This window comes from Rhizobium sp. 62_C5_N11_2, assembly GCF_051811185.1.
GTDB lineage: Bacteria > Pseudomonadota > Alphaproteobacteria > Rhizobiales > Rhizobiaceae > Rhizobium > Rhizobium leguminosarum.
On record NZ_JBPWPW010000001.1, the window covers coordinates 2,562,605 to 2,582,577 of the forward strand.

Sequence of the window (19,973 nt, forward strand, 5' to 3'; positions counted from 1 at the left end):
GATCCCCTTGCGAAGGCGGTTACAGCCCTCACGCTTATGTGATAGCGCTACAGGGCCGCGCGTCTTTTAGAGACGCGCAAAGGACGCTGTACACTTTGAATTGCCGCCGGAAGATTTTTGAATCGACCTGTAACCAAAGCGTCATCCACGCGAATGACATTGCAGACGACATGACGAGCGCCCATTCGGAACAAGCACTGAAGATGCTGATGCTTCTTTCCCTTGACGGGGACGAGGCGGCCTATCGACGTCTGCTCGTGACGTTGCGGGCCCTGCTCGTCGGTTATTACGGCGGACGTATCGGCACTGCCGCGAAATCCGACACGGAAGATCTCGTGCAGGAGACGTTGCTGGCGCTGCATTCGCGCCGGGCGACCTATGACAGGGAGCGGCCGTTCACCGCGTGGTTCTTCTCGATTGCCCGTTACAAGCTGATCGACCACCACCGAAAGCATGGCGGCCGGTACAAGGCGGAAATGGAGCTGGACGAGGAGATCGAAGACGATTTCAGGGAGGATGCGATTGCAGCGCGCATGGATGTCGAACGGCTGTTGAGCGGCCTGCCGCAGCACCAGCAGGATCTGATCCGTCAGGTCAAGCTCGAGGGGCAGTCGGTGGCCGATACGGCAAGCCGCACCGGACAGTCGGAATCGGCGGTCAAGGTCGGCGTTCACAGAGGCATCAAGGCGCTGGCGGCAAGATTGCGAGGTGGAATGTGAGAGAGACTGAGGACGTGATCGACAGCCTTGTCCGGGATCTGAAGCCGGTGCCGAGGCATGCACTCGAACGCCGCTTCGCGCTCGCCATCCTGCCTGCTCTGGCAATCTCGCTGCTGCTTATGCTGGTCGTCGTCGGCCTTCGCACCGACATGGCGCAGGCGCTGATGCTGCCGGTCTTCTGGATCAAGTCCGCCTACAACGCCCTGCTCGCAATCGCCGCCTTCGCAGCCGTTTATCGCCTATACCGGCCGGATGGCTCGGAAGGCCGCTTTTTCGGGGTTGCCGCGGCTATCGTACTCGCCCTCGCCGTCATGGCGGTCATCCAGCTCGCTTTGTCGCCGGCCGCAAGCTACCCCGTGCTGGTGCTCGGCTCCTCGGCCCTGCATTGCCCGCTGCTGATCTTTGCCTTTGCCATGCCGATCCTGATCGCAAATACCTGGGTGCTGCGTGGCGGCGCGCCGAACAACCTCGGGGTGACAGGCTTCATCGCCGGCATTGCCGCCGGCGCATCCGGCGCCTGGGTCTATTCCTGGTTCTGCACGGAAAACGGCCTGCCCTTCGTCACCCTCTGGTATTCGCTCGGCATCCTCCTGACCGGTGCGATCGGCGCGCTGCTCGGCCCCCGCCTCCTGCGCTGGTAGCACCGGCTGCTTGCGGCGCAGCGTCGACAATCCTTCATCCGGCATGAAACCAGATGCAACATTCCTGCGTACTACTCCGGGGACGAGTACTGCGTACCCCCTGGATACGAAAACACAGGCAGCGAGGAATGATGGCATGGTCAGGAAAGAAAGCGTAGCCCATATCACCCGGCAAACCGCGGAACAGGGGCTGGCCAGGCTGATGATGAGGCTGCCTGCGACGCGGGGAACGATCAGAGTGGCCGCGGCGAGCCAGCCCCATTTTTACGAATTATGCGGCACCTATGGCGAAGCCTGTGCCGTCCTCGATCGCATGCGCCGGGATAGATCGGCCGATCCCGCAATCATCACCGAATACGAGATCATCTGCGCGGAAATCGAAGCCGACGTCATCAGGATCCTGCTCGGCGATCAATGAGACTTCGCAGGTGCTGGGCGGACTGCCGCCGCGATGATGCAACGCCATTTGCTGCCAGCATCCCTATCAGCTCAGCCAGTCATTCACATGGATGGAGACGCTCAAAGTATCCGTGTCAAAATGCAACGAAGTCCCATCGGAGATCTTGTAGTGGAAGGTGTCGCTCACGTCTCCGCTGAGCCCGGCGAGCTTCGCCGCATCGACCGTATAGGTGTAATCGCCGTCACTGTCGACATGGATAGTGCCGTATTTGCCGGTCAGCGTCACACCGTCCTTGTCGACGAATTCGCCATCGAAGCGGCGAAGCAGCAGGGTTCCGTTGGCCGAGCTGTCGTTTTCGAGGAGATTGCCGTAATGGGCGGCGTCCAGATCGGACGAGATTTTCAGGCTGTCATGGGTTGCGACAAGCGCAGGCGCCGTGTCCGTGTGCGTCACATCGCCGACCGCGAGACTATCGCTGCTCGCAAGCATCGTCGCCTGGGCCTCGTCGAGCGTCGTGTTGTTGCTGACGGGAAAGGTGTTCGCGGCGATGATGGTGGGGGAGATGCTGTAGGGCGTGACATCGCTGGCGATGACATTGTCGTGAAACGAGCCGGTTGCCGGCCTGTCGACCTTCAGCGCCGCCTGTGACAGGTCGTCGAAGACGTTGTTGTGAATATCGATATCTTCGCGAACGTAAGTGGGGGTGCCGACAGCGCTGATCGCCACGCCCCATACGCCATCATGGATATAGTTGCCTGATATATCGTAGTCCCGCGTGTCGCCCGTGTCGCCAAGGCCGATGGCGTAGGACCAGCTGTAACCGCCATATCCGGAGATATCGTTGTCGTGGATGGCGATGTTCGTGCCCGCCTGCGCGCTGACCCCGAAGCCGCCGCCGACCAGCATATTATCCTCGACCACGGCATTCACCGCCCGGATGAGCGTGATGTCGCCTTTTGGACTGGCAGCACCCGTCTGGTCGATATAATTCCCGCTGATCAGGATATTGCTGCTGTCGTTCATCTGGACGGCATCTGCCGTGGTGCCATGGCTGTTCGTGACGGTGTTGTTGAGAAAATTGACGCCGTTGATCTTCTCGATCCAGACGCCGTCGCCGTTCACGTCGTTGATCGTGCTGTTTTCGATGGTGATGTTCGAGCCGGTCCGGAAGGTGATCGAACCGGCCTTGCCTGCCAAGCCGGTATGATCGACCTCAACATTGCGCACGGTCCAGTTCGAAACATATCCGCCATAGATGGCTGCCCCGCCGGTGTCCGAGATCTTGATATTCTCGATGACGATGTTCGATGCATAAAGGCTGTGAATACCATCGCCAGGGCTATGGATGACTGGCGCATCGCCGACCCCGTAGCTGCCGATGGTGATCGGGGCACTCACTGTGCCGGAATATTTCAGATCGAGCTGGTCGTTGAACACGCTTCCGGCGGCGAGCAGCACGCTGTCGCCCGGCTGCAGCTTCAAGTTTTCCACCGCCCAGAACGACGAAAACGGCGTGTCCTCGCTCGTTCCGCTGTTGCCGTTGGAGCCTATCGCCGGATTCACATAATAGATTGTCATATCGCCTTGTTCTCGAATTGCCGCGCAGCCGTCTGCATCGGCTGCAACGCGTGGATCGGATGCGGTCGGGGTTAAAGGCCATCAAGAGGGCCTTCGGTATTGCCTTCACGGCGGTTGGCAGACCCTGTGGGCCTGCCTTGGTCCCGAGAAACGCCTGGCGGTGGCGGTATATTAGAGGCTACAACTTATAAGAAAATAATCTACAGAACAACGACCGAAAGGTGAATGAGCCGTATCGCAGCCCGCGACCAATGGTCACCGGAGCTGACAGTGAACACGCTTTTGCAGGCTTTCCGGTGCATTTTAATGCAGCTGCGGTTCATTATGAGACACCGCAACGTTCCGCGGGCAAGGACGAGGTGCGCATCCAGGAAGGCGTTGCTCCGCCAATGCACGACCGGGTTGCAGCTGCGGCGAAGGTTGTGCTCGTTCGGTCGTTGCCTGAATCCGATCCCGCGGCAACGAAGCGGCCGGCGAAAACTTGCGGTTGAGCTTGAAAAAACGCGTCCGCGCTCCGCACGGGGGCTGACGGCTGCTCATGAAATCCCGGAAACTTTCCGGGATTTCTCCTTGTGTCATTGCAGCCTCGCACCCTCAGCCCAGCAAGTTATCCATATGGATGTAGACGGTCAGCGTATCGCCGTCGGTGTGGTGCGAGTTTCCGTCGTTGATCCCGTAGCTGAAGGACTCGCTCACATGGCCGTCATGGTCGGGAAGCTTCGTTTCATCGAGCGTGTAGGCATAGTTGCCTTCCCGGTCCACGTGGATGACGCCGTAGTCGCCGGTCAGCGTCAGGCCGTGCTTGCCGACGCTTTCGTCGCCGAACCGGCGCAGAACCAAGGTGTCGTTGTCAGAGCTGTCGTTTTCGAGAAGATTGCCGCGATGGGCCTCGCCCGTATCGGTAAAGATCTTCAAATTGTCATGGACGGCGACAACAGCCGGATCCGCGGACGCCTCCGTGACTGCGGCAGCCTTGGCAACCGGGCTCGCCAGCACCGTTTCGACATTGGCGACCGTATGGTTGTTACTAACGGTGAAGGTGTGTGCGTCGACGATGGACGGCGATATAGCGGTGGCCGTGGTGCCGGTCTCGATCGTATTGTGGGTGAAGGAGCCGGAGGCCGGCCTATCGACCTTCAACGCCGCCTGCGAGAGGTCGTCGAAGACATTGTCGTGCACCTTGATATTCGTGCGGGTATAGCTGGTGCCGCTCGCGCCGCTGACGGCAACGCCCCATGCGCCGTCATGAATGTGGTTGCCTGAAATATCATAGTCCCGCGCATTGCCTTGATCGCCAAGGCCGACGCCGAAGGACCAGTCGTAGCCGTGAAATCCGGATATGTCGTTGTCGCGGATGGCGACATTCTTGCCGGCCGGCGCGCTGATACCGAAGCCGCCGCCGGTGAGAACATTGTCCTCGATCACGGCATCGGTGGCCCGCACCAGCGCGATCACGCCCTTGGGGCTATCGGCGTTCGTCTGGTCGAGATGGTTGCCCTTGATCAGAATATTGCTGCTGTCGTTCACCTGCACGGCATCGGCGGTCGAGCCGTTCGCGCTGGTCACGGTGTTGTCGAGAAGCTTGACGCCGGCGACCTTTTCGATCCAGAAGCCGTCGCCCTTGACGCCCGTTATCTTGCTGTCTTCGACCGTGACGTTCGTGCTGTTGCGGAAGGTGACGGCGCCGGCATTTTCCGACATTCCCGTCTTGGCGATCTCGACATTACGGACCGTCCAGTTCGTGACGCTGCCGCCATAAATACCGGCGGTCCCGGTATTCGATATTTTGAGGTTCTCGATGATGATGTTCGAGGCATAGAGACTGTGAATGCCGTCGCCGCCGCTGTGGATGACGGGCGCTGTCCCCGTCCCGTAACTGCCGATCTTGATCGGCGCGCTTTCGGTGCCGGAATATTTGATATCGAACTGCTCGTTGAACACGCTCCCCTTGGCAAGAAGCACACTGTCGCCCGGTTTCAGTTTCAAGGATTCCACTTTGGACAAAGTCGCAAAAGCCGAGTTCTGGCCCGTTCCACCGTTGCGGTCGGAGCCAGTCGCTGAGTTCACATAGTAGACTGTCATATCGCCATGTTGCCCTGTTCGTCGGATCGCTAATGTCGCCGCCGGGATCGTCCAGGATCGGCCGATCGGATGCGGCGGGGGCAACCGGCCACGGCAAAAAGGCGACAAGATGTTGTCAATGGGGCAATGAGCGCCTCGCAGGCCTTATTCCACAGGCAATGGCCTGGTGTGACGAAAGTTACAACTTGGGCCAAGAAATCGGCGACTTCGAGGTGAATAAATCGCGGCATGTTTGCGCGAGGCACACGTCGCCTTCCGTCTGTGCGCCATGTGATTCGTGCCTTCGCTTGCGCTCAGGGGGTCGGGAGCGCCGGCGACGAACGCCTTCAGCGTAAGCGAAAGACGCACTCCAAGGTGAAACCCTACCCCCTCGCCCTCAAAGCCGAGGTCAGCGGCAACCATGTCGCAGCGATGGGGAGACCTCAGGCCCTAGCCGCTTCGGCCTTGATCTTCGGCTTCAGCAGGATGATGAGAAGCAAGCCGGCGATGATGAGTGCCGCGCCTTCGAGGTGATAGCGTTGCAACTGCTCGCCGAGGATCAGATAGGCGAGCACGGCTATGAAGATGGTCTGAATGTAGAGGAGGACGCCCGCCCGAGCCGCGCCCAGTGCCTCGATGCTGCGATTGAAGAGGTAGTACATGACCGCCCCGCCGGGGATCGCGACATAGGCGAGCGCGATGAGCCCGCTGCCGTTGAGCGTCGAGCGCTCGTCTGAGAATAGCTCGAACAGGTAGAAGGGCAGCGCCGTCAGCACCGCCGCACCGAGCAGCAGCACCAGGAGCGCAAGGCGATTCACGTCGAATTTCGCGCGGCGGAGCAGGACGGTATAGAGACTGAAACAGAACGCGCCGGCGACGATCCACAGTTCACCCGGGTTGAAGTCGAGCCGCATCAGCGCGGCCGGACTGCCCTTGATGATGATGACCACGATCCCGAGAAAGGCCAGGATCGATCCGATCACCTGCCAGCGTCCCATCGGCTCGGCCAGCATCAAGCGGGCAAGGATCATGGTGATGATCGGGATCAGGGCGATGATGATGCCGGCAGTGGTGGCATCGGCATGTTCGAGGCCGACAAAAATCATGCCCTGGCAGATCGCCAGTCCCACGCCGCCAATAAGAAGCAGTTCGAGCGGGCGAGCCCACATCAGCGCGACCATGTCGGCGAAATGTCGGCGCACGATCGGCATCAGGATCGCGAAGGCGATCAGCACGCGCCAGAAGCAGAGCGCCCAGGGCGGCATCTCGGTAGAAACCCATTTCGCCGCGATATAGACGCCGGCCGAGAGCAGCCAGCAGAGAACGCCCACGGAATAGGCGGCGGCAAGCGAATTGCCTGCCGCCTGTTCCGTCCCGACCGTGTCGCGATGGACCGCCAAGACATTCATTGCCATGGCTCAGTTATGCCACAGTTTCGGTGGGCTGCACAGATGAGGCGGCGGCGCTCCGCCTGTTGCGGATGTCTCCATCGGGCCGATCAGGACGGGTCGCCGTGATGATGTGAGCCGCCCGGAAGGTTCAGACAGCCAGCCTCTACCCCCTCGCCCTCAAAGCCGAGGTCAGCGGCAATCGTGTCGCCGCAAGCGCCGGCAACGCGCCGCCGATCACGCCGATGGCGAGGCCCAGTAGGCCGGCGGTCAGCGCCACGTCGGTGGTGACGCCGAGCTGGAAGGCTATCTTGGTATTGTTGGCGCCCATCGTGCTTGCCTGCCAGCCATTGAAGGCGAGCCATGAGGCGAGGATGCCGAGCGCTGCCCCGGCGACCGAGAGAAGCATGGCCTCGACCCAGGTGGCAGTGAAGGCCGGCAGGCGGCCGAAACCCAGCAGGCGCAGCGTGGCGATTTCGACGGTGCGGTCAGAGACCGAGCTCATCATCGTATTCAAAGCGCCGGCGGTTGCCCCGACCGCCATCAAGAGCGCCAGCGGCCAGCCGAACAGGCGGATGAGGCTCGCGGTACGCTCAGATTGCGCGGCATAGAGGTCGGCCTCGGAGAGGGCGGTGAGCGGCGCACCAGGAAATGCGGAGAGATGCTCCTGCAACACAGGCAACCCGCCTGCCCCATCGAGACGCACGCGCAGGGTCTGCACCTGTCCCTGCCGGTCGAAGGCCGATTGCACCGCCTCCAGATCCGCCCAGATCTCGGATTCGAAGGCGTTGCCGCCAGAGGTGAAATGCCCGACGACCGTCCAGTCCACCGCACCGAGCCGCACCTTGTCGCCGACGGCGAAGCCGGAGAATTCATTGGCGATGCGGGCGCCGACGACGATATCGCGGGCGCCTGGTGAAAACAGCCTGCCCGCCGACAGCGTGGCGAGGTCGCGCAAGCCGGGGCCGGCCAGATCCATGCCCCGCAGCGACAGCGTCTGATCGGCGCCGTCGCTTGCCCTGGTGACATCGACGGCAACGACGATTTCGCGCGACAGCGCCAAGCCGCCTGCGGCATTCCGCGCCACGCCGATCCCGCCGGTTGCGGCGGTCAGGCTGCGGATCTCTTCGGCCGGCACATCCGACCCGGTTTCCTGGTTGGTGCCGCCGCCGAGGATGACGGCGATATCGGGCGAGCCTGCCCCGACAAGGGCGGCCTCGAAGCCACGCGCCATCGCCAAAAAGCCCGAGAGCACCGCCACCACGAGGGCGACCGACAGCACCATCGACAGCGAGATCCAGAGCCGCCGCGGCAGGCTGCCGAGATTGACTCTGATCATGAGAAAGATCTGCTTGAGCGCTGATGACATTGGACTATCTCGTTCTGAAGGCGTTGACGATGGGCAGGCGCATGGCGTTGAGGGCGGGGAGCAGGCCAGTCAGCAGACCAAGCCCCGCAAGGATCGCGACGGACTTCAACAGCACCGACAGACTGAAGGCGAGGCCGAACTCGGGGCCGATCAACAGCGTCGCAAGCCTGGCGAGAAGGAGCCCGCCCGCCCCACCGGCGGCGAAGATGAACAGCGTCTCGCCGAGCACCAGCGTCATGATCCGGCCGCGCGAAAAGCCCAGCACCTTCATGACGCCGATCTCGAAGCTGCGTTCCCGGATGGCGAAGAGCATGGTGTTCACCGTAATCATCAGGATGGTCACGAAGGCCGCGCCGACGACGAGGCTGACGATCAGGCCAACGTCGGCGAACTGACGCAGGAAGGCTTCGAGGAACTGCTTTTCCGATTGCGTCCGCGTCTGCGCCGCCGAGTTGGCAAACAGTGCATCGATCCGCGCCGCCAGCACGCCCGGCGACACGCCCTGGCGCGGGCGCACCACGAAGGCGTCGACCGTATCCTTGTCGCGCGCGCGGGCTGCATTGATCGTGTCGTAGCGGGCGAGCATGAAATAAGTGTCGGTGCTGGCATTCGCACCCTCGAAGATACCCGCGATCACGAAGCTCCAGTCACGACTGCCATCGGCCTTTATCAGCTGGCTGGTGACGCTGATGCGCTGGCCGACCGACCAGCCCTGCGCCTCCGCCAACGCCCGGCCGACGAGCACCCGGTCGCGGCCCTCTTCGAGCGCTGCGATCAGCGCGGACGTCAGCCCAAGCTCGTCGCCATTGGCAGCGGCAATCGAGCGTGGATCGACCGCGCTCGTCATGACGACATTCTTCTCCACCTCGACGAACCCACGCATGCGCGCGGTATAGGCGACCGCGGCGACATCGCCATCCGCAGCGATCCGGTTGAGATAGGCGAACGGCAGCGGCAGCCCCCGGCCCGATTTGTTGAAGACGCCGAGCAGATTGTCGCTGGCGCCGGCCGCCCCTTGGCTGCCGCCGAGGAAACTCGCCGTCAGGGCATAGATCAGGAAGGCGATGCCGACCGAGAACATCAGTAGTGTTGCCCTGAACCGCTTGCGGCAGGCATTGCGCCGCATGAGCTGGAAGAAGGTCATCGGCCCCTCCCTTGCTGCTCGACGAATTCGCCCTTGTTGAGATGCAGCGTGCGCCGAGCGAAGGCGGCGGCCTCGGGATCATGCGTGACCATGATGATGGTCTTATGAAGCTCGCGATTGAGAAAGCCCAGCATCTCCAGGATATCGTTGGCCGACTTCCGGTCGAGATCGCCGGTCGGCTCGTCGCAGAGCAAAAGGTCGGGATCGCCGACGATGGCGCGCGCGATACCGACGCGCTGCTGCTGCCCGCCGGACATGCTCGATGGAAACTGCCGCTGCCGGCCCGCAAGACCGACGAGCTCCAACACGGTCTCGACGCGGGCGTGCCGCTCCTTTCGCCCGAGCGGCTTCAAGAGCAGCGGCAGCTCGATATTCTCGCCGGCATTCAGCATCGGCAGCAGATTGTAGAACTGAAAGACGATGCCCATGCCATGCGCCCGCCATGCGGCTCTGGCGCCCTCGCCCATCTGCTCGAGATGGCTGCGGCCGATCCTGATTTCCCCGGCATCAGGGCTGTCGATGCCGCCGAGCATGTTGAGAAGCGTCGATTTCCCCGAACCCGACGGCCCCATGACGGCGATGAAATCGCCGCGCGCGATGGAAAGGTCGAGCCCGGAAAAGATCGGGATCGTCTCCGCGCCGATCCTGAATGCCTTCCGGACGCCGCGAAGCGCGATATAGGGTTCTTGAGAGTCGACCATCGCTCTGCTCCTTACTGATGGTCTGTGATATCCGCGGCCTGCGGCCGAAAGGTCGCAGGTCCGCCCGCCTGCGGGCCGAAATTTGTTGTTTCGTCCACCACAAGGCGGATGCGCGCGGCCATGGCGGGGCGCATGTCTGGCGGCGGCGAGGAGGGCGACAGGCGAAGCGTCACCGTCCCCTTCTCCCGCGAAATCATGGGCGCGATCTTCGATACTTCGACCGCAAACGGCTGGTCAGGAAAGCCGTCGAGCACCGCCTCCCCACGCAAGCCCGGCCGCATCAGTGCGATATTGGCCTCGGCCACATCGGCATCGATGACCATGTCTGTCATGTCGGCAATCGCAAGCAGGCTTTCATTCTCCCGCACGCTGTCCTCGCGCGACAGCACGGTGTCACCAACATGCGCGTCGAGCCGCGTGACGGTGCCCGATATCGGCGCCCGGACGGCCAGTGCCTCCACCTGCTCGCGCGCCCTCTCGATATCGAGATCCGCCTTGGCCACATCCTGCCGTGCCCGCAGGGCGGCATTTTCGGCAGTGTCGAAGGCCGTCCGCGCCTCCTCCAGCGTCTGCGCCGACATCGCATCGCGCCCGGCCAGCCGCTCGGTGCGCGTCAGGGAAGACCGCGCCTGCGCCAATTCGATAGTCTTCGCCGCAAGCGCCAGCCCCGCCGATTGCCGGGCGATCTCGGCCGCCTGAAGCGCAAAGCGGGCGCCCGCATCGTCGAGCCGCAGCAGCACCTGCCCCGCCGCGACCCTGCTGCCCGCCTCGACTTCGACGGCGACGATCCGGCCCTCATATTTGGAAAAGACGGTGGCGATATCGGGCGCCACGACGTAGCCGGAGCCGGTGACTTCCCGGATTGGCAAGGCCGGGCTCGCTGCTTCATCGGCAGGCAACGCCCGTCCGCGCTCGGCAGCAGCGCCGCCCTCGGCCGGCGCCTTCGCTCCACCAGCGGATATCGCAGAGTCGCTGTCCTCGAAGCCTGCAAGCATGCTTTCGATGCGCTCCAGCGTCTCTGGCCGATAGAAAAGAACCACCGCTAGCGATGCCGTCGCAGCAACGGCCAGCACTGCTCGAGGGATCACTCGCCGCCGGGCACGGCGCTCCGGCGGCTCTGTCTTGAAGGCCGCGGGCTCGATCGAAAGTGATCTCAGCTTGGCGGCAAGGTCTCGGTCATGTTCTGATGTCGTGTTCATGCCGCAAGCATCGCCGATCCGGCTGAAATCACGACCTCGAACACGTTCCAGACAGTCCTCGATCGCGATTGTGTACGTGGCAGCGCGGGGCATCCGGGTCAGCCCTCGTGGTGAGGAGGCCCGAAGGGCCGTTTCGAACCACGAGGGCGGGTGATTGCGTGGGGGCAGGCTGCATGCTGGCTGGATGAAGTGCCGGTGGCCAGCCCCGTCCTTCGATGCCCCTTAGGGGCGCCTCAGGACGAGGCGGAAGAGGACTGGCGTCACTTCAGGATGACACTGGAGGGAAGCCCGCGCCGCCCTTTTTCTGCCGCCAGGCGAGCGGCGTCATTTCCGTAACTCGGCGGAATTCGCGGTTGAAATTTGACTTGGTCTGGAAGCCTACCTCGAACATCACTTCGGTCACCGATTTCTGGGTAGCGGCAAGCAGCCGGCAGGCCTCGCCGATCCTGTAATCATTGACATATTGCGAGACGTTCTTGTCCATCGCCCGGTTGATCGCCGTTGAGATCTGGCGGGCGGGAATGCCGGCCTTACGGGCCAGCCGGTCGAGATTGAGATTGGCGTCGCGATAGAGCCTCTTTGCCTCCATCAGCGCATCGACCGTGGCGATCGTCTCCTTGTCCTCGGTCGTTTCGAGCTTCAGCGCCGCCTCCATCGTCTCGGCCGGCGCCCGGCTTCGGCTGGCGGCGGCGGCCGCAATGCCGAGGATGACAAGGACGGCAAGGTTGCTGACGCTGATCAGCGTCAGCGCATGCTCGCCATGCGTCCATGTGAAGTCGAGAAAGACGAAGATATCGACCGAGGCCGACAGGCACAGCGCCGCCGCCGCGAAGATGATTGCCCGATAGGCCGGCACCGCTCCCTCGAAGGGCGCAAGCCGAAGCGCATCCGCGCCCGGCCGCATCAGAAGCAGGATCGCCAGGGCATAACCGACGAAAACAAGCACCAGCGCGATATCGATCACATCCCGCCAGACCACCATCAACAAGAGGATGACGGCAGCGGGCACGGCATGCAGCGCAATCCGCGCCGCCAGCGGCCGCCGGCTCGTCCTCACCAGCCTGGAAACCCCGGCATACGCAAGCGGCGGCACCATCGCCGCGGTGACGGGCGCGATCACACCCACAGCCTGCACCCCGTAGCCCCAGCGCAGCCCGGAGAGGACGGATTGCAGCACGGCGAGCAGGATCAGTGCCAGAAACGGCCGGTTGGGCTGCGTCTCCTCGTCGCGCCGGAGGACGGTGACGAAGAGGACAAGCAGCAGAATGGCAACGACGAAGGGAAGCGGAACGAACAGCATGGCCTGGTAGGATCGGAGTGGCGAATAGATGGCCATCATTGCCGAGATCCTCACCCGGCGCGACCTCCATCATGTTTTAGGACGCGTTTTAGGCTGGGATTTTTTGTGAATGCCTGCCGTGATTCCTCGTCCGACCCTTTGGGCCGCCGGCCGCAACTCTCAATCCGCCGTTGAGGTCTGCATGGTTGTTTTCCAGCCAACCCGACAGGCTGTCGAGATCGGCGACATCGCAAGTCCGGGTGATCAGCGCGGGCACGACCGCCTGCGCCGTGTCTTTCGGAAAGTTGCTCTACGAGGACCTGCCTAGCCGAGAGCGCTTTGCGCAGCGCAAATCCGATCGACCAAAGTATCAAGATCGCCCCTTGGCGGGCGGTTCTTGGCCAGGCGCTGCTTGAGATGCATGATCGGCCCCGCCAGAATTTCATCAAGGCTCTCGGCGCAGGTGAAGTCGCCTGCCACGCTTTTGACCTTTGAGTTGTCAAAGATTGCCGACCACGCCTTGTCGCCCCGGAGAGGTCCAACCCACTCCGGATTGTAGCGGACCAAGGTGTCCGTCGGCACGTGTACGATCCTGGCCTCGACATCAAGCAATCTGGCGATCGCCGTTTGAATATCGTTCCAGATGTGGGCGCGGTCGGAGGTGATGTGGAAGATCTCGTTCAACGCCGCAGGCTTGCCGAAAAGCCCGACAAAGGGCACCGCAAAATCGACCGAGCGGGTCAGCGTCCAGGGCGTATGGCCATCGCCCGCCACGATGGTGGGCTCACCATCCAGCATGCGTCTCGCCATGACATCGCTGTCGCCCATCATGATGGGCAGGCCCGTGCGAACGGTGTGACTGGGACGTACGATGGTCCAGGCGAGATTCTGGGAATTCTTGAGCAGCGTCTCGCAGGCAATCTTGTCCTGGCTATAGCGCCAGTAGGGGTTGATCGCCGGTGTCTGCTCGGTAATCACGTAGTGGCGCGGTGGCTTTTCATAGACCGAGGCCGAAGAGATGAAGATGTACTGGCCACAGTGCCCCGCAAACACATCGATATCGCGCGCAATCTGATCGGGTGTAAAGGCAATGAACTGGCAGACAACGTCATAATTGGCTTTGGACAAGTCCACATAGGCGGGTGCCGCGAGATCGCCGACGATCGAGGTAACCCCCGCAGGCAATGGGTCGCCTCTCAAACTGCGGTTGTAGACGCTGACATGGTGACCCTGGGCCACAGCGCGCTCGACGCACGGATATGAAATCTGGCCGGTACCGCCAACGAAAAGGATTTTCAAAGCCATGGGAAGGACCTCGGTGTCGGATGTGGCGGGATATGCGGTCAGTCTTCATAGCGCGAAAGAAAATGGTCGTCTCCTGCAAAATCAGGCGCACCGGGTCACATCGTTTGATCGATCTGCCCCCTACCAACATTGTGACATTCCGCATAGGCCGATCGGTCGGCGTGAGGTTCGACCGCAGCCAACCATTGCCGATAACGCAAAGATCTCTATCTCAAGCGAATGACGCAGCTAATGTTTGATATCAGCACAAGACCGAGGCTCTCTTGAAAGATTATCTGCCCTATGCAGCCGGGGCGCTGGCAGGTTTGCTGGTCGCCTTCCTCATGTCTGGCCTGTTGGGGCTGACGGAGACACCGCATCTCGTGCTTTTTGCATTGCTGCCGGCAGTCGGCGGTGCGGTCGTTGAACGCGTTTGCCATCGCCGGCCGAACAATTCTTGAAGAGCTCCATGGCAAGGCTGAAAGAAATTGTCATTGATTGCGACATTCCCTCGCGTGTCGCCCAGTTCTGGGCGGAGGCGCTCGATGGCTACGAAGTGATGCCATATGACGACGACGAACTGGCCCGCCTGGCCGCTCTCGGACTGACGCCAGAAACTGACCCGACCGTGATGGTCGAAGGTCCCGGAACCCGCCTTTGCTTCCACCTCCGCCAGGGGGAACGTCCCGCCCGCAACCGGCTTCATTTCGATATTGCCACCCCCGATCGGGCCAGGGAGGTAGAACGGCTTTTATCCCTCGGAGCGACCTTCGTCCGGGAAGCAGATGGCTACACGGTCTTGAATGATCCCGAAGGCAACAATTTCTGCGTGGCGTCCGAATAGTCCGCGCCGCGCCGAAGCCGCGACGCAGGATGAACGGCACCCATCTCAGGACGGCTTGCCGGAGCCAAACCGGATCTCTCGCGGAATGTCTGGATCAGACGCGATTCAGGAACTCGATCACGCGGAGGGTGAGCAGCGCGGTCGCATCGGCGTCATAGGACGGCAGCGAGCTATCGGCAAAGTAGTGCTGATCGCCTGGGTACAGGAAAAGCTCCGCGTCTTCGACCTTCGCGACGATCTCGCGGGCGGCGTCGATGTCGCCCTCACCTGTGAAGATCGGATCGTTGTCCATGCCGTGGATCTGCACCGCGACGCCGTCCGGCCAGGGTCCGAAGGCCCACTCGCCGCTGATCGGCAGGCAGGAATAGAAGAGCAACGCCCCTCGGGCGCCGGGGCGTGTCTGCGCCAGCTTCTGCGCCGGCAGCACGCCGAACGAGAACCCAGCATAGACGAGCCCGGGCGGCAATTCGTCGGCGACCCGGACACCGCGCTCCCTGACTTCGTCGAATCCGATCTCCCCGATGTAGGCGAGACCCTCTTCGATGCTCGGGAATGTGCGTCCGTTAAACAGGTCAGGCGTGTGCACGATATGGCCGGCTGCCCTGATGTCATCGGCGAACGCGCGCACACCCGGGGTCAGCCCTTGTGCGTGGTGAAACAACAGGACCTCAGCCATACGGAGCCTCCGGGTGGGATAGTCGGGCAAACATTCTGCAACTCTACAGCGTCATTCCATCGCCGGAAAGACGTCAGGTGCGGGCCAGGCCGTCGATCGCCCTCGCCAGCTTCACGAGATCTGCGGCGTAGAACCCGGCGGCATTGAGACAGTTCGTCTCGAGCAGCTTCAGTCCCTCTTCCGTCCGACAGACATCGATGACATAAGCTTGGGAGTAGCCGGCGTTGATGTCGACCATGCGCTGCCCGAAGTCCAGCGCATCGTCATCAATCTCGTGGCGATGGACGACACGCGATCCGTCTTTGTAGAGCGAATAGGTGACGATCCGACCGTCGACGACCCAGAGACGCCATTCGCGCAGGATGCGAACGGGCTCGGTGAGCATCAGCAGCGTGTCGTGACGAAGTGAACCCTTGGGGATTTCATCTTCGTCGAGCGCCAGCACCCTCTCTGCCATACGGATGATCTCGCCGGTCGATTTAACATTTCCGGGCTCCTCCTTGCTGTCGTCGACCGGGCGCAGGAACCAGTCCCTGCCGTCATCCGCCAGACGCTGGGGGACATCCTGGAGTGTCAGGAACAGCGCATCAGCACCGTTGAGGAGGTAAGGGTGCCACGCCTGTTCGTGAACAAAAGGACGCAGTTTAAAAACACCCGGCCGGTAACCGTTCGCCTCGGCGTTCTTCCACAGCGTGTAGGAGCCGAACATGACCACTGAACCCGGATCAGCAACGACCGGCTCGGGGATGAGCTCGCCGACAAACGGTACGACCTTGTGCCATGTGTAGGAGATTCCGAGCTGGTCGAGCGCCTCGGCCAGCTTGTTGGTATCTTCGAACTGCTGGAGAAGCCACTGCATTCTGTTCCCTGCCTTTCTTACAATCCGTCGGACTATCAAAAAGCAATTTAAAAAGGAACAGCCGTAGTATTACAGCTATGTGTGGCAGCAGGAACCGTTTCCGATGTCGTCGGGCGAAGGCTGCAGGCGACTGTCGACACTTTGGCCGTTTCCTTCCGGCGGCAGGTCCATGGCGATGTTGGACGCGAAGAAGCCGTTCGGTTTCAACGTGAAGCCGGCATATTCCACGGGCATGATCGGAAAATCTTCGGGCTTGCAGACATGGGTATGGCCAAAGGAATGCCAGAGCACGACATCGGCATTCTCGATATTACGGTTCTGCTTGACATAACCCGGCAGACCGTCGCCGCCGGCGTGCACGTTTGGGTAATCGCCGCTCGCATATTTTTCCCTGGCATCGAAGGCGGTGACCCAGATGTGCTTCTTGGCGAAGCCGCCGCGCTGGGCAACGGTCGAATCCGGCTGGGCAAGCATGACAGGCGACGGCATGACGACAATCTTGTAGCCCGGCGCCTTGCCGACACTGTTCTGGATGTTGGGGTTGGAGACTTTCCAGTAACGGCCGGTCTCGCCATTGGCGAGTGCCGGGGAGTCGAGTTCGCGCTTCAGCACACGGGTCCTGGTATCGAAGACATTGCCATAGCGATTGTCTTCACCCCAGGGACGCGGCACGAACTCATGTTCGGTCACGGTATTGTCGCCGCCGTCGACATCCATGTGCAGGCGCGCATTGAAGAAATGTTGATGGGTCGGACCGCCGAGATTGTCATCGACCATGCCGCCCCATGGATAGGTTTCGCCGGTCGCGACCGCCGCCGTCTGGATGATGCCGGTGAGCTTGGCTTCGAGTTGGATCGTGCCGTCCTGGTAGAGATACCAGTAGAAGCCGTAATCGTAGTTGCCGACGGTTGCGAAGAAGGAGATGACGAGGCGGCGCGAACGGCGCACTTCGAAAATACCGTTGCGGAATTCGTAATGCTTCCAGAGGATGCCGTAATCTTCCTCATGCATGCAGATGGCGTTCTTCATGGTGAAGGGCTGGCCGAAATCATCCGCCGCCGGCACGTCGAAATAGTGAATATGGCCGAGGCAGTCGCAGCCGAGTTCGAGGCAATTGGCCAGGCGTCCGAGACCATATTCGCCGGCATCGAAGGCGCTCTTCCAATAGTGGTTCGCGGTCGGATCGGCGTAAGGCACGACCATTTCAGTGACACTGGCGCGAAAGACGACTGGCCGTAGCCTGCCCTGATCCTTGATGCCGAGTTCATGCAGAACGAGCCCCTCGCGCGGGGTGAACCCGACACGGAAACTCCAGTTCTGCCATTCGACTTTCCAGCCGTCGACAGTAAAGCTCGGCCCTTGCGGCTGAACGATATGCAGCGGCTTGAGATCAGGCCGCGGTTCCGGGAAGGTTTCGCGGCCATAATTGCGCTTCTTCCTCGGGACCGGAATGATCTTCTCATCGTCGACGAGATCGACCACTCGGTTGGCGATCAGATCGACCACCGCCACCACGCCCTCGATCGGATGCGCGTAGCCGTTGTCACGGATATCCTCGCGCCAATAGGACACGGCGCGGACGATGCGCTTTCCCTTCTCGAACTCGCGGCCAAAATAGCCCGAGGAAAAAGGATCGATCTGGATGAGCGGAATATCCTCGTCAGTAATGCCGCGTTTCTTGACGGCAGCGATCCAGCGCGGATCGGATTTGACGGTGCCTTCAACAGTTTCGAATTCGCACAGCATGATCGGCGGCTGGCCATAGGGCAGTTCATCGAGAGGCAGCCGGATATAGGAGCACACCGTGCCGGTAGTCAGGTCGACGATGCCCTCGAAGGTTTCGCCATTGCTGATGTCGCTTGCCAGGATGAAGGCGAGGCGCGGCAGCCTCTCGCCCAGGCGATGGGCGGCAAGATCCGCCTTGGTCGGCTCCTCCAGCCGGGTTATCGGAAAGCGGAAGGTGGCTGCGAGTGTCTGCGTATCCTTGAGTATGGCAACGGCAGAAGCGATCTCAGCGAGGCTCAGGGGATCGAGCGGATGGGTGACTGCGACAACGGCGTCCATTGGTATACCTCTTGGTTTCGGGCCTCTTGGTTTCGGGAGAGACGACGCACCATGGCGCGTCGCAAGCTGCGGTGATCAGGATCGACCGGAGCAGATCTGCGTATCGATCATCATCAGGTTTGGATGAATGCAGAACACCGAGCAGAAGGCGTGGGCCTCGACGGCAACCAGCAATGTTGCGCCGGCAAGGATCGCGACCGCGAGAACCAGAAGGCGATCGACGGGTGCACATTCAGCAACGGCACTCATTCAAAGACCTTTCCGAGCGAGGCGTAGAGAGCGGGGTTGGATCTCTTGATCCGGATCGCAAACAGCGCGCCAAGAATGCCCACCAGCACCATGGCATAGGGGAAAGCCTTGACGATCAGGCTTTCGCTGCCGGAAAGGAGTGAAAGATTGGAACTGACCAGCACCAGCGAACCAATGAGGCCGAGGAGCGCGAGCGTCGGAGCGATCATCGTGGTCCAGGCGCTGTAGCTGTTCGGCGTCTTGCGGAAGAACATGATGATCGCGACGGAGACAAGCACCTGCACCAGCAGGATACCGATACCCGCAAGCGCCGCCATCCACGAGAACACGACGGTGTAGGGATCGGCGCCGAAGATCACGAACAGGCCAAGGACGACGGCCGCGATCAGGCTTTGCAGCAGACCTGCAGCATAGGGTGAGCCATGCTTGGCGTGAACCTTGCCAAGCACCTGTGCGGCCAGGCCTTCACGGCCAAGGGCGAAGAAATAGCGGTTGAGCGTATTGTGGAAGGACAGGATGCAGGCAAACAGGCTGGTGATCAGCAGCACGTTCATCGCCTGGCTCGACCATGCGCCAAGCACGGAATTGGCGGCCGTGAAGTAGAAGCTGTCGAGACTGGCAGCCGCAGCAGCCTGCACCTTGCCCGGACCGTAGAATTGCACGATTGCCCAGGTGGAGAAAGCATAGAAGAGGGTGATGAGCAGCACGGCAACATAGGTGGCGCGGGGAATGGTCTTTTCCGGATCTTCGGCTTCCTCGCCGAAAATGGCCGTAGCTTCGAAGCCGATGAAGGAACCGATGACGAAGACCAGCGCCACACCAAGACCGGGCGCGAAGACCGACGATGGCGCAAAGGAGGAGAAGCTGATGCCTTCTGGTCCGCCGCCTGAAAAGACGATGGCAAGATCCAGAACCAGCAATATGGCGATTTCGGCAATCATGCAGACGCCGAGGATCGCGCCTGAGAAGGCAATGTTGCGCTGACCGCAGACCAGCACGACGACGAGTGCTGCGAAGGCCCAAGCCCACCAGGGCAGGACCAGCCCAAGCGGCGCTATGGCATTGGCCATGAAGAAACCGAACAGGCCATAAATGGCGATCTGAACCGCGCTATAGGTGACCAGCGCCATGAAGGCGCCACCCACGCCAGCCGGCTTGCCGATGCCATGGGTGATATAGGTGTAGAAGGCTCCTGCCCCGCCCACATGCCGGCTCATGGCGGTGAAGCCGACCGAGAAGAGCAGGTAGAGCAGGCCGGCAAGCACGAAAGCGCCGGGGACGCCTGCGCCATTGCCAAAAGCGAAGGCGGCCGGCGAAGCGCCGACGACGGCCGTGAGCGGCGCGGCCGCAGCAACGACGAAGAACACGATGTGGGCGAGGCCCACCGAGTCCTTGGCCAGACGACGCTCCGGCGATGATGGTGCGGGCATGCTTGCTTCCAGTGTCATGGAGAACCCCTCTTTGCTTGTCTGTTGCGAAGAAGGTAAGCGCGGCGATCTGGCCCCGAAATTGCAGTTT

At 61.6% G+C, this 19,973-nt stretch carries 19 protein-coding genes; 5 read left to right on the top strand and 14 right to left on the bottom strand.

Annotated features, from left to right (window positions below):
• Positions 1-170 precede the first annotated feature (170 nt).
• The 3 genes from AB8B31_RS12955 (at position 171) to AB8B31_RS12965 (ending at position 1,778) form a co-directional block, all read left to right on the top strand.
• Positions 171-719 (top strand): sigma-70 family RNA polymerase sigma factor, encoded by a 549-nt coding sequence (locus tag AB8B31_RS12955; RefSeq protein WP_113543616.1) that lies wholly within the window; start codon positions 171-173, stop codon positions 717-719.
• Positions 716-1,360 carry an NrsF family protein gene (locus AB8B31_RS12960; RefSeq protein ID WP_130652648.1) on the top strand — a complete coding sequence of 215 codons (645 nt, stop codon included), beginning with the start codon at positions 716-718 and terminating at the stop codon, positions 1,358-1,360. The genes AB8B31_RS12955 and AB8B31_RS12960 overlap by 4 nt, the downstream gene beginning before the upstream one ends.
• Before the next feature lie 136 nt (positions 1,361-1,496).
• Positions 1,497-1,778 carry a nodulation protein gene (locus AB8B31_RS12965; protein WP_130652649.1) on the top strand — a complete coding sequence of 94 codons (282 nt, stop codon included), beginning with the start codon at positions 1,497-1,499 and terminating at the stop codon, positions 1,776-1,778.
• Between the two features lie 66 nt (positions 1,779-1,844).
• On the opposite strand, the gene AB8B31_RS12970 is transcribed toward AB8B31_RS12965, so the two are convergent.
• From AB8B31_RS12970 to AB8B31_RS13010, 9 genes are all read right to left on the bottom strand, one after another.
• Positions 1,845-3,338 carry a right-handed parallel beta-helix repeat-containing protein gene (locus tag AB8B31_RS12970; RefSeq protein ID WP_130748004.1) on the bottom strand — a complete coding sequence of 498 codons (1,494 nt, stop codon included), beginning with the start codon at positions 3,336-3,338 and terminating at the stop codon, positions 1,845-1,847.
• A gap of 594 nt (positions 3,339-3,932) precedes the next feature.
• On the bottom strand, positions 3,933-5,420 hold the full coding sequence (locus tag AB8B31_RS12975; RefSeq protein ID WP_130652651.1) for a right-handed parallel beta-helix repeat-containing protein: 1,488 nt from the start codon (positions 5,418-5,420) through the stop codon (positions 3,933-3,935).
• 422 nt (positions 5,421-5,842) lie between these two features.
• Complete coding sequence (locus tag AB8B31_RS12980) at positions 5,843-6,814, bottom strand: DMT family transporter (RefSeq protein WP_130652652.1); 972 nt, start codon at positions 6,812-6,814, stop codon at positions 5,843-5,845.
• Positions 6,815-6,953: 139 nt separating this feature from the next.
• On the bottom strand, positions 6,954-8,156 hold the full coding sequence (locus AB8B31_RS12985) for an ABC transporter permease (RefSeq protein WP_130652653.1): 1,203 nt from the start codon (positions 8,154-8,156) through the stop codon (positions 6,954-6,956).
• Between the two features lie 4 nt (positions 8,157-8,160).
• Positions 8,161-9,300, bottom strand: a complete 1,140-nt coding sequence (locus AB8B31_RS12990; RefSeq protein WP_130652654.1) for an ABC transporter permease — start codon at positions 9,298-9,300, stop codon at positions 8,161-8,163.
• Complete coding sequence (locus AB8B31_RS12995) at positions 9,297-10,001, bottom strand: ABC transporter ATP-binding protein (RefSeq protein WP_130652655.1); 705 nt, start codon at positions 9,999-10,001, stop codon at positions 9,297-9,299. Before AB8B31_RS12995 ends, AB8B31_RS12990 begins: the two co-directional genes overlap by 4 nt.
• 11 nt (positions 10,002-10,012) lie before the next feature.
• A complete protein-coding gene (locus AB8B31_RS13000) occupies positions 10,013-11,293 on the bottom strand; it encodes an efflux RND transporter periplasmic adaptor subunit (protein WP_130652656.1) in 1,281 nt (426 codons plus the stop codon).
• A 172-nt stretch (positions 11,294-11,465) separates the two neighbouring features.
• Positions 11,466-12,539, bottom strand: coding sequence for a helix-turn-helix domain-containing protein (locus tag AB8B31_RS13005; RefSeq protein ID WP_130652657.1), 1,074 nt, complete (start codon positions 12,537-12,539; stop codon positions 11,466-11,468).
• Positions 12,540-12,803: 264 nt separating this feature from the next.
• A complete protein-coding gene (locus AB8B31_RS13010) occupies positions 12,804-13,784 on the bottom strand; it encodes an SDR family oxidoreductase (protein ID WP_130652658.1) in 981 nt (326 codons plus the stop codon).
• A gap of 263 nt (positions 13,785-14,047) precedes the next feature.
• On the opposite strand from AB8B31_RS13010, the gene AB8B31_RS13015 reads away from it, so the two are divergent.
• Both AB8B31_RS13015 and AB8B31_RS13020 read left to right on the top strand, forming a co-directional pair.
• Positions 14,048-14,224: a hypothetical protein gene (locus tag AB8B31_RS13015; protein WP_165403095.1), complete on the top strand. Its 177-nt coding sequence runs from the start codon at positions 14,048-14,050 to the stop codon at positions 14,222-14,224.
• An 8-nt stretch (positions 14,225-14,232) separates the two neighbouring features.
• Positions 14,233-14,607, top strand: a complete 375-nt coding sequence (locus AB8B31_RS13020; RefSeq protein WP_018242616.1) for a VOC family protein — start codon at positions 14,233-14,235, stop codon at positions 14,605-14,607.
• Positions 14,608-14,701: 94 nt separating this feature from the next.
• Here AB8B31_RS13020 and AB8B31_RS13025 read toward each other — a convergent pair whose 3' ends face one another.
• The 5 genes from AB8B31_RS13025 to AB8B31_RS13045 form a co-directional block, all read right to left on the bottom strand.
• Positions 14,702-15,283 carry a dienelactone hydrolase family protein gene (locus tag AB8B31_RS13025; RefSeq protein WP_018447120.1) on the bottom strand — a complete coding sequence of 194 codons (582 nt, stop codon included), beginning with the start codon at positions 15,281-15,283 and terminating at the stop codon, positions 14,702-14,704.
• 73 nt (positions 15,284-15,356) lie between these two features.
• The gene (locus AB8B31_RS13030; RefSeq protein WP_130652659.1) at positions 15,357-16,142 is read right to left on the bottom strand and encodes an ATP-grasp domain-containing protein; all 786 of its coding nucleotides are present in this window, start codon (positions 16,140-16,142) and stop codon (positions 15,357-15,359) included.
• A 75-nt stretch (positions 16,143-16,217) separates the two neighbouring features.
• Positions 16,218-18,206, bottom strand: a complete 1,989-nt coding sequence (locus tag AB8B31_RS13035; RefSeq protein ID WP_131604868.1) for a primary-amine oxidase — start codon at positions 18,204-18,206, stop codon at positions 16,218-16,220.
• Positions 18,207-18,281: 75 nt separating this feature from the next.
• Positions 18,282-18,455 (bottom strand): hypothetical protein, encoded by a 174-nt coding sequence (locus tag AB8B31_RS13040; protein ID WP_165403096.1) that lies wholly within the window; start codon positions 18,453-18,455, stop codon positions 18,282-18,284.
• The gene (locus AB8B31_RS13045) at positions 18,452-19,903 is read right to left on the bottom strand and encodes an APC family permease (protein WP_047621233.1); all 1,452 of its coding nucleotides are present in this window, start codon (positions 19,901-19,903) and stop codon (positions 18,452-18,454) included. The genes AB8B31_RS13040 and AB8B31_RS13045 overlap by 4 nt, the downstream gene beginning before the upstream one ends.
• Positions 19,904-19,973 lie beyond the last annotated feature (70 nt).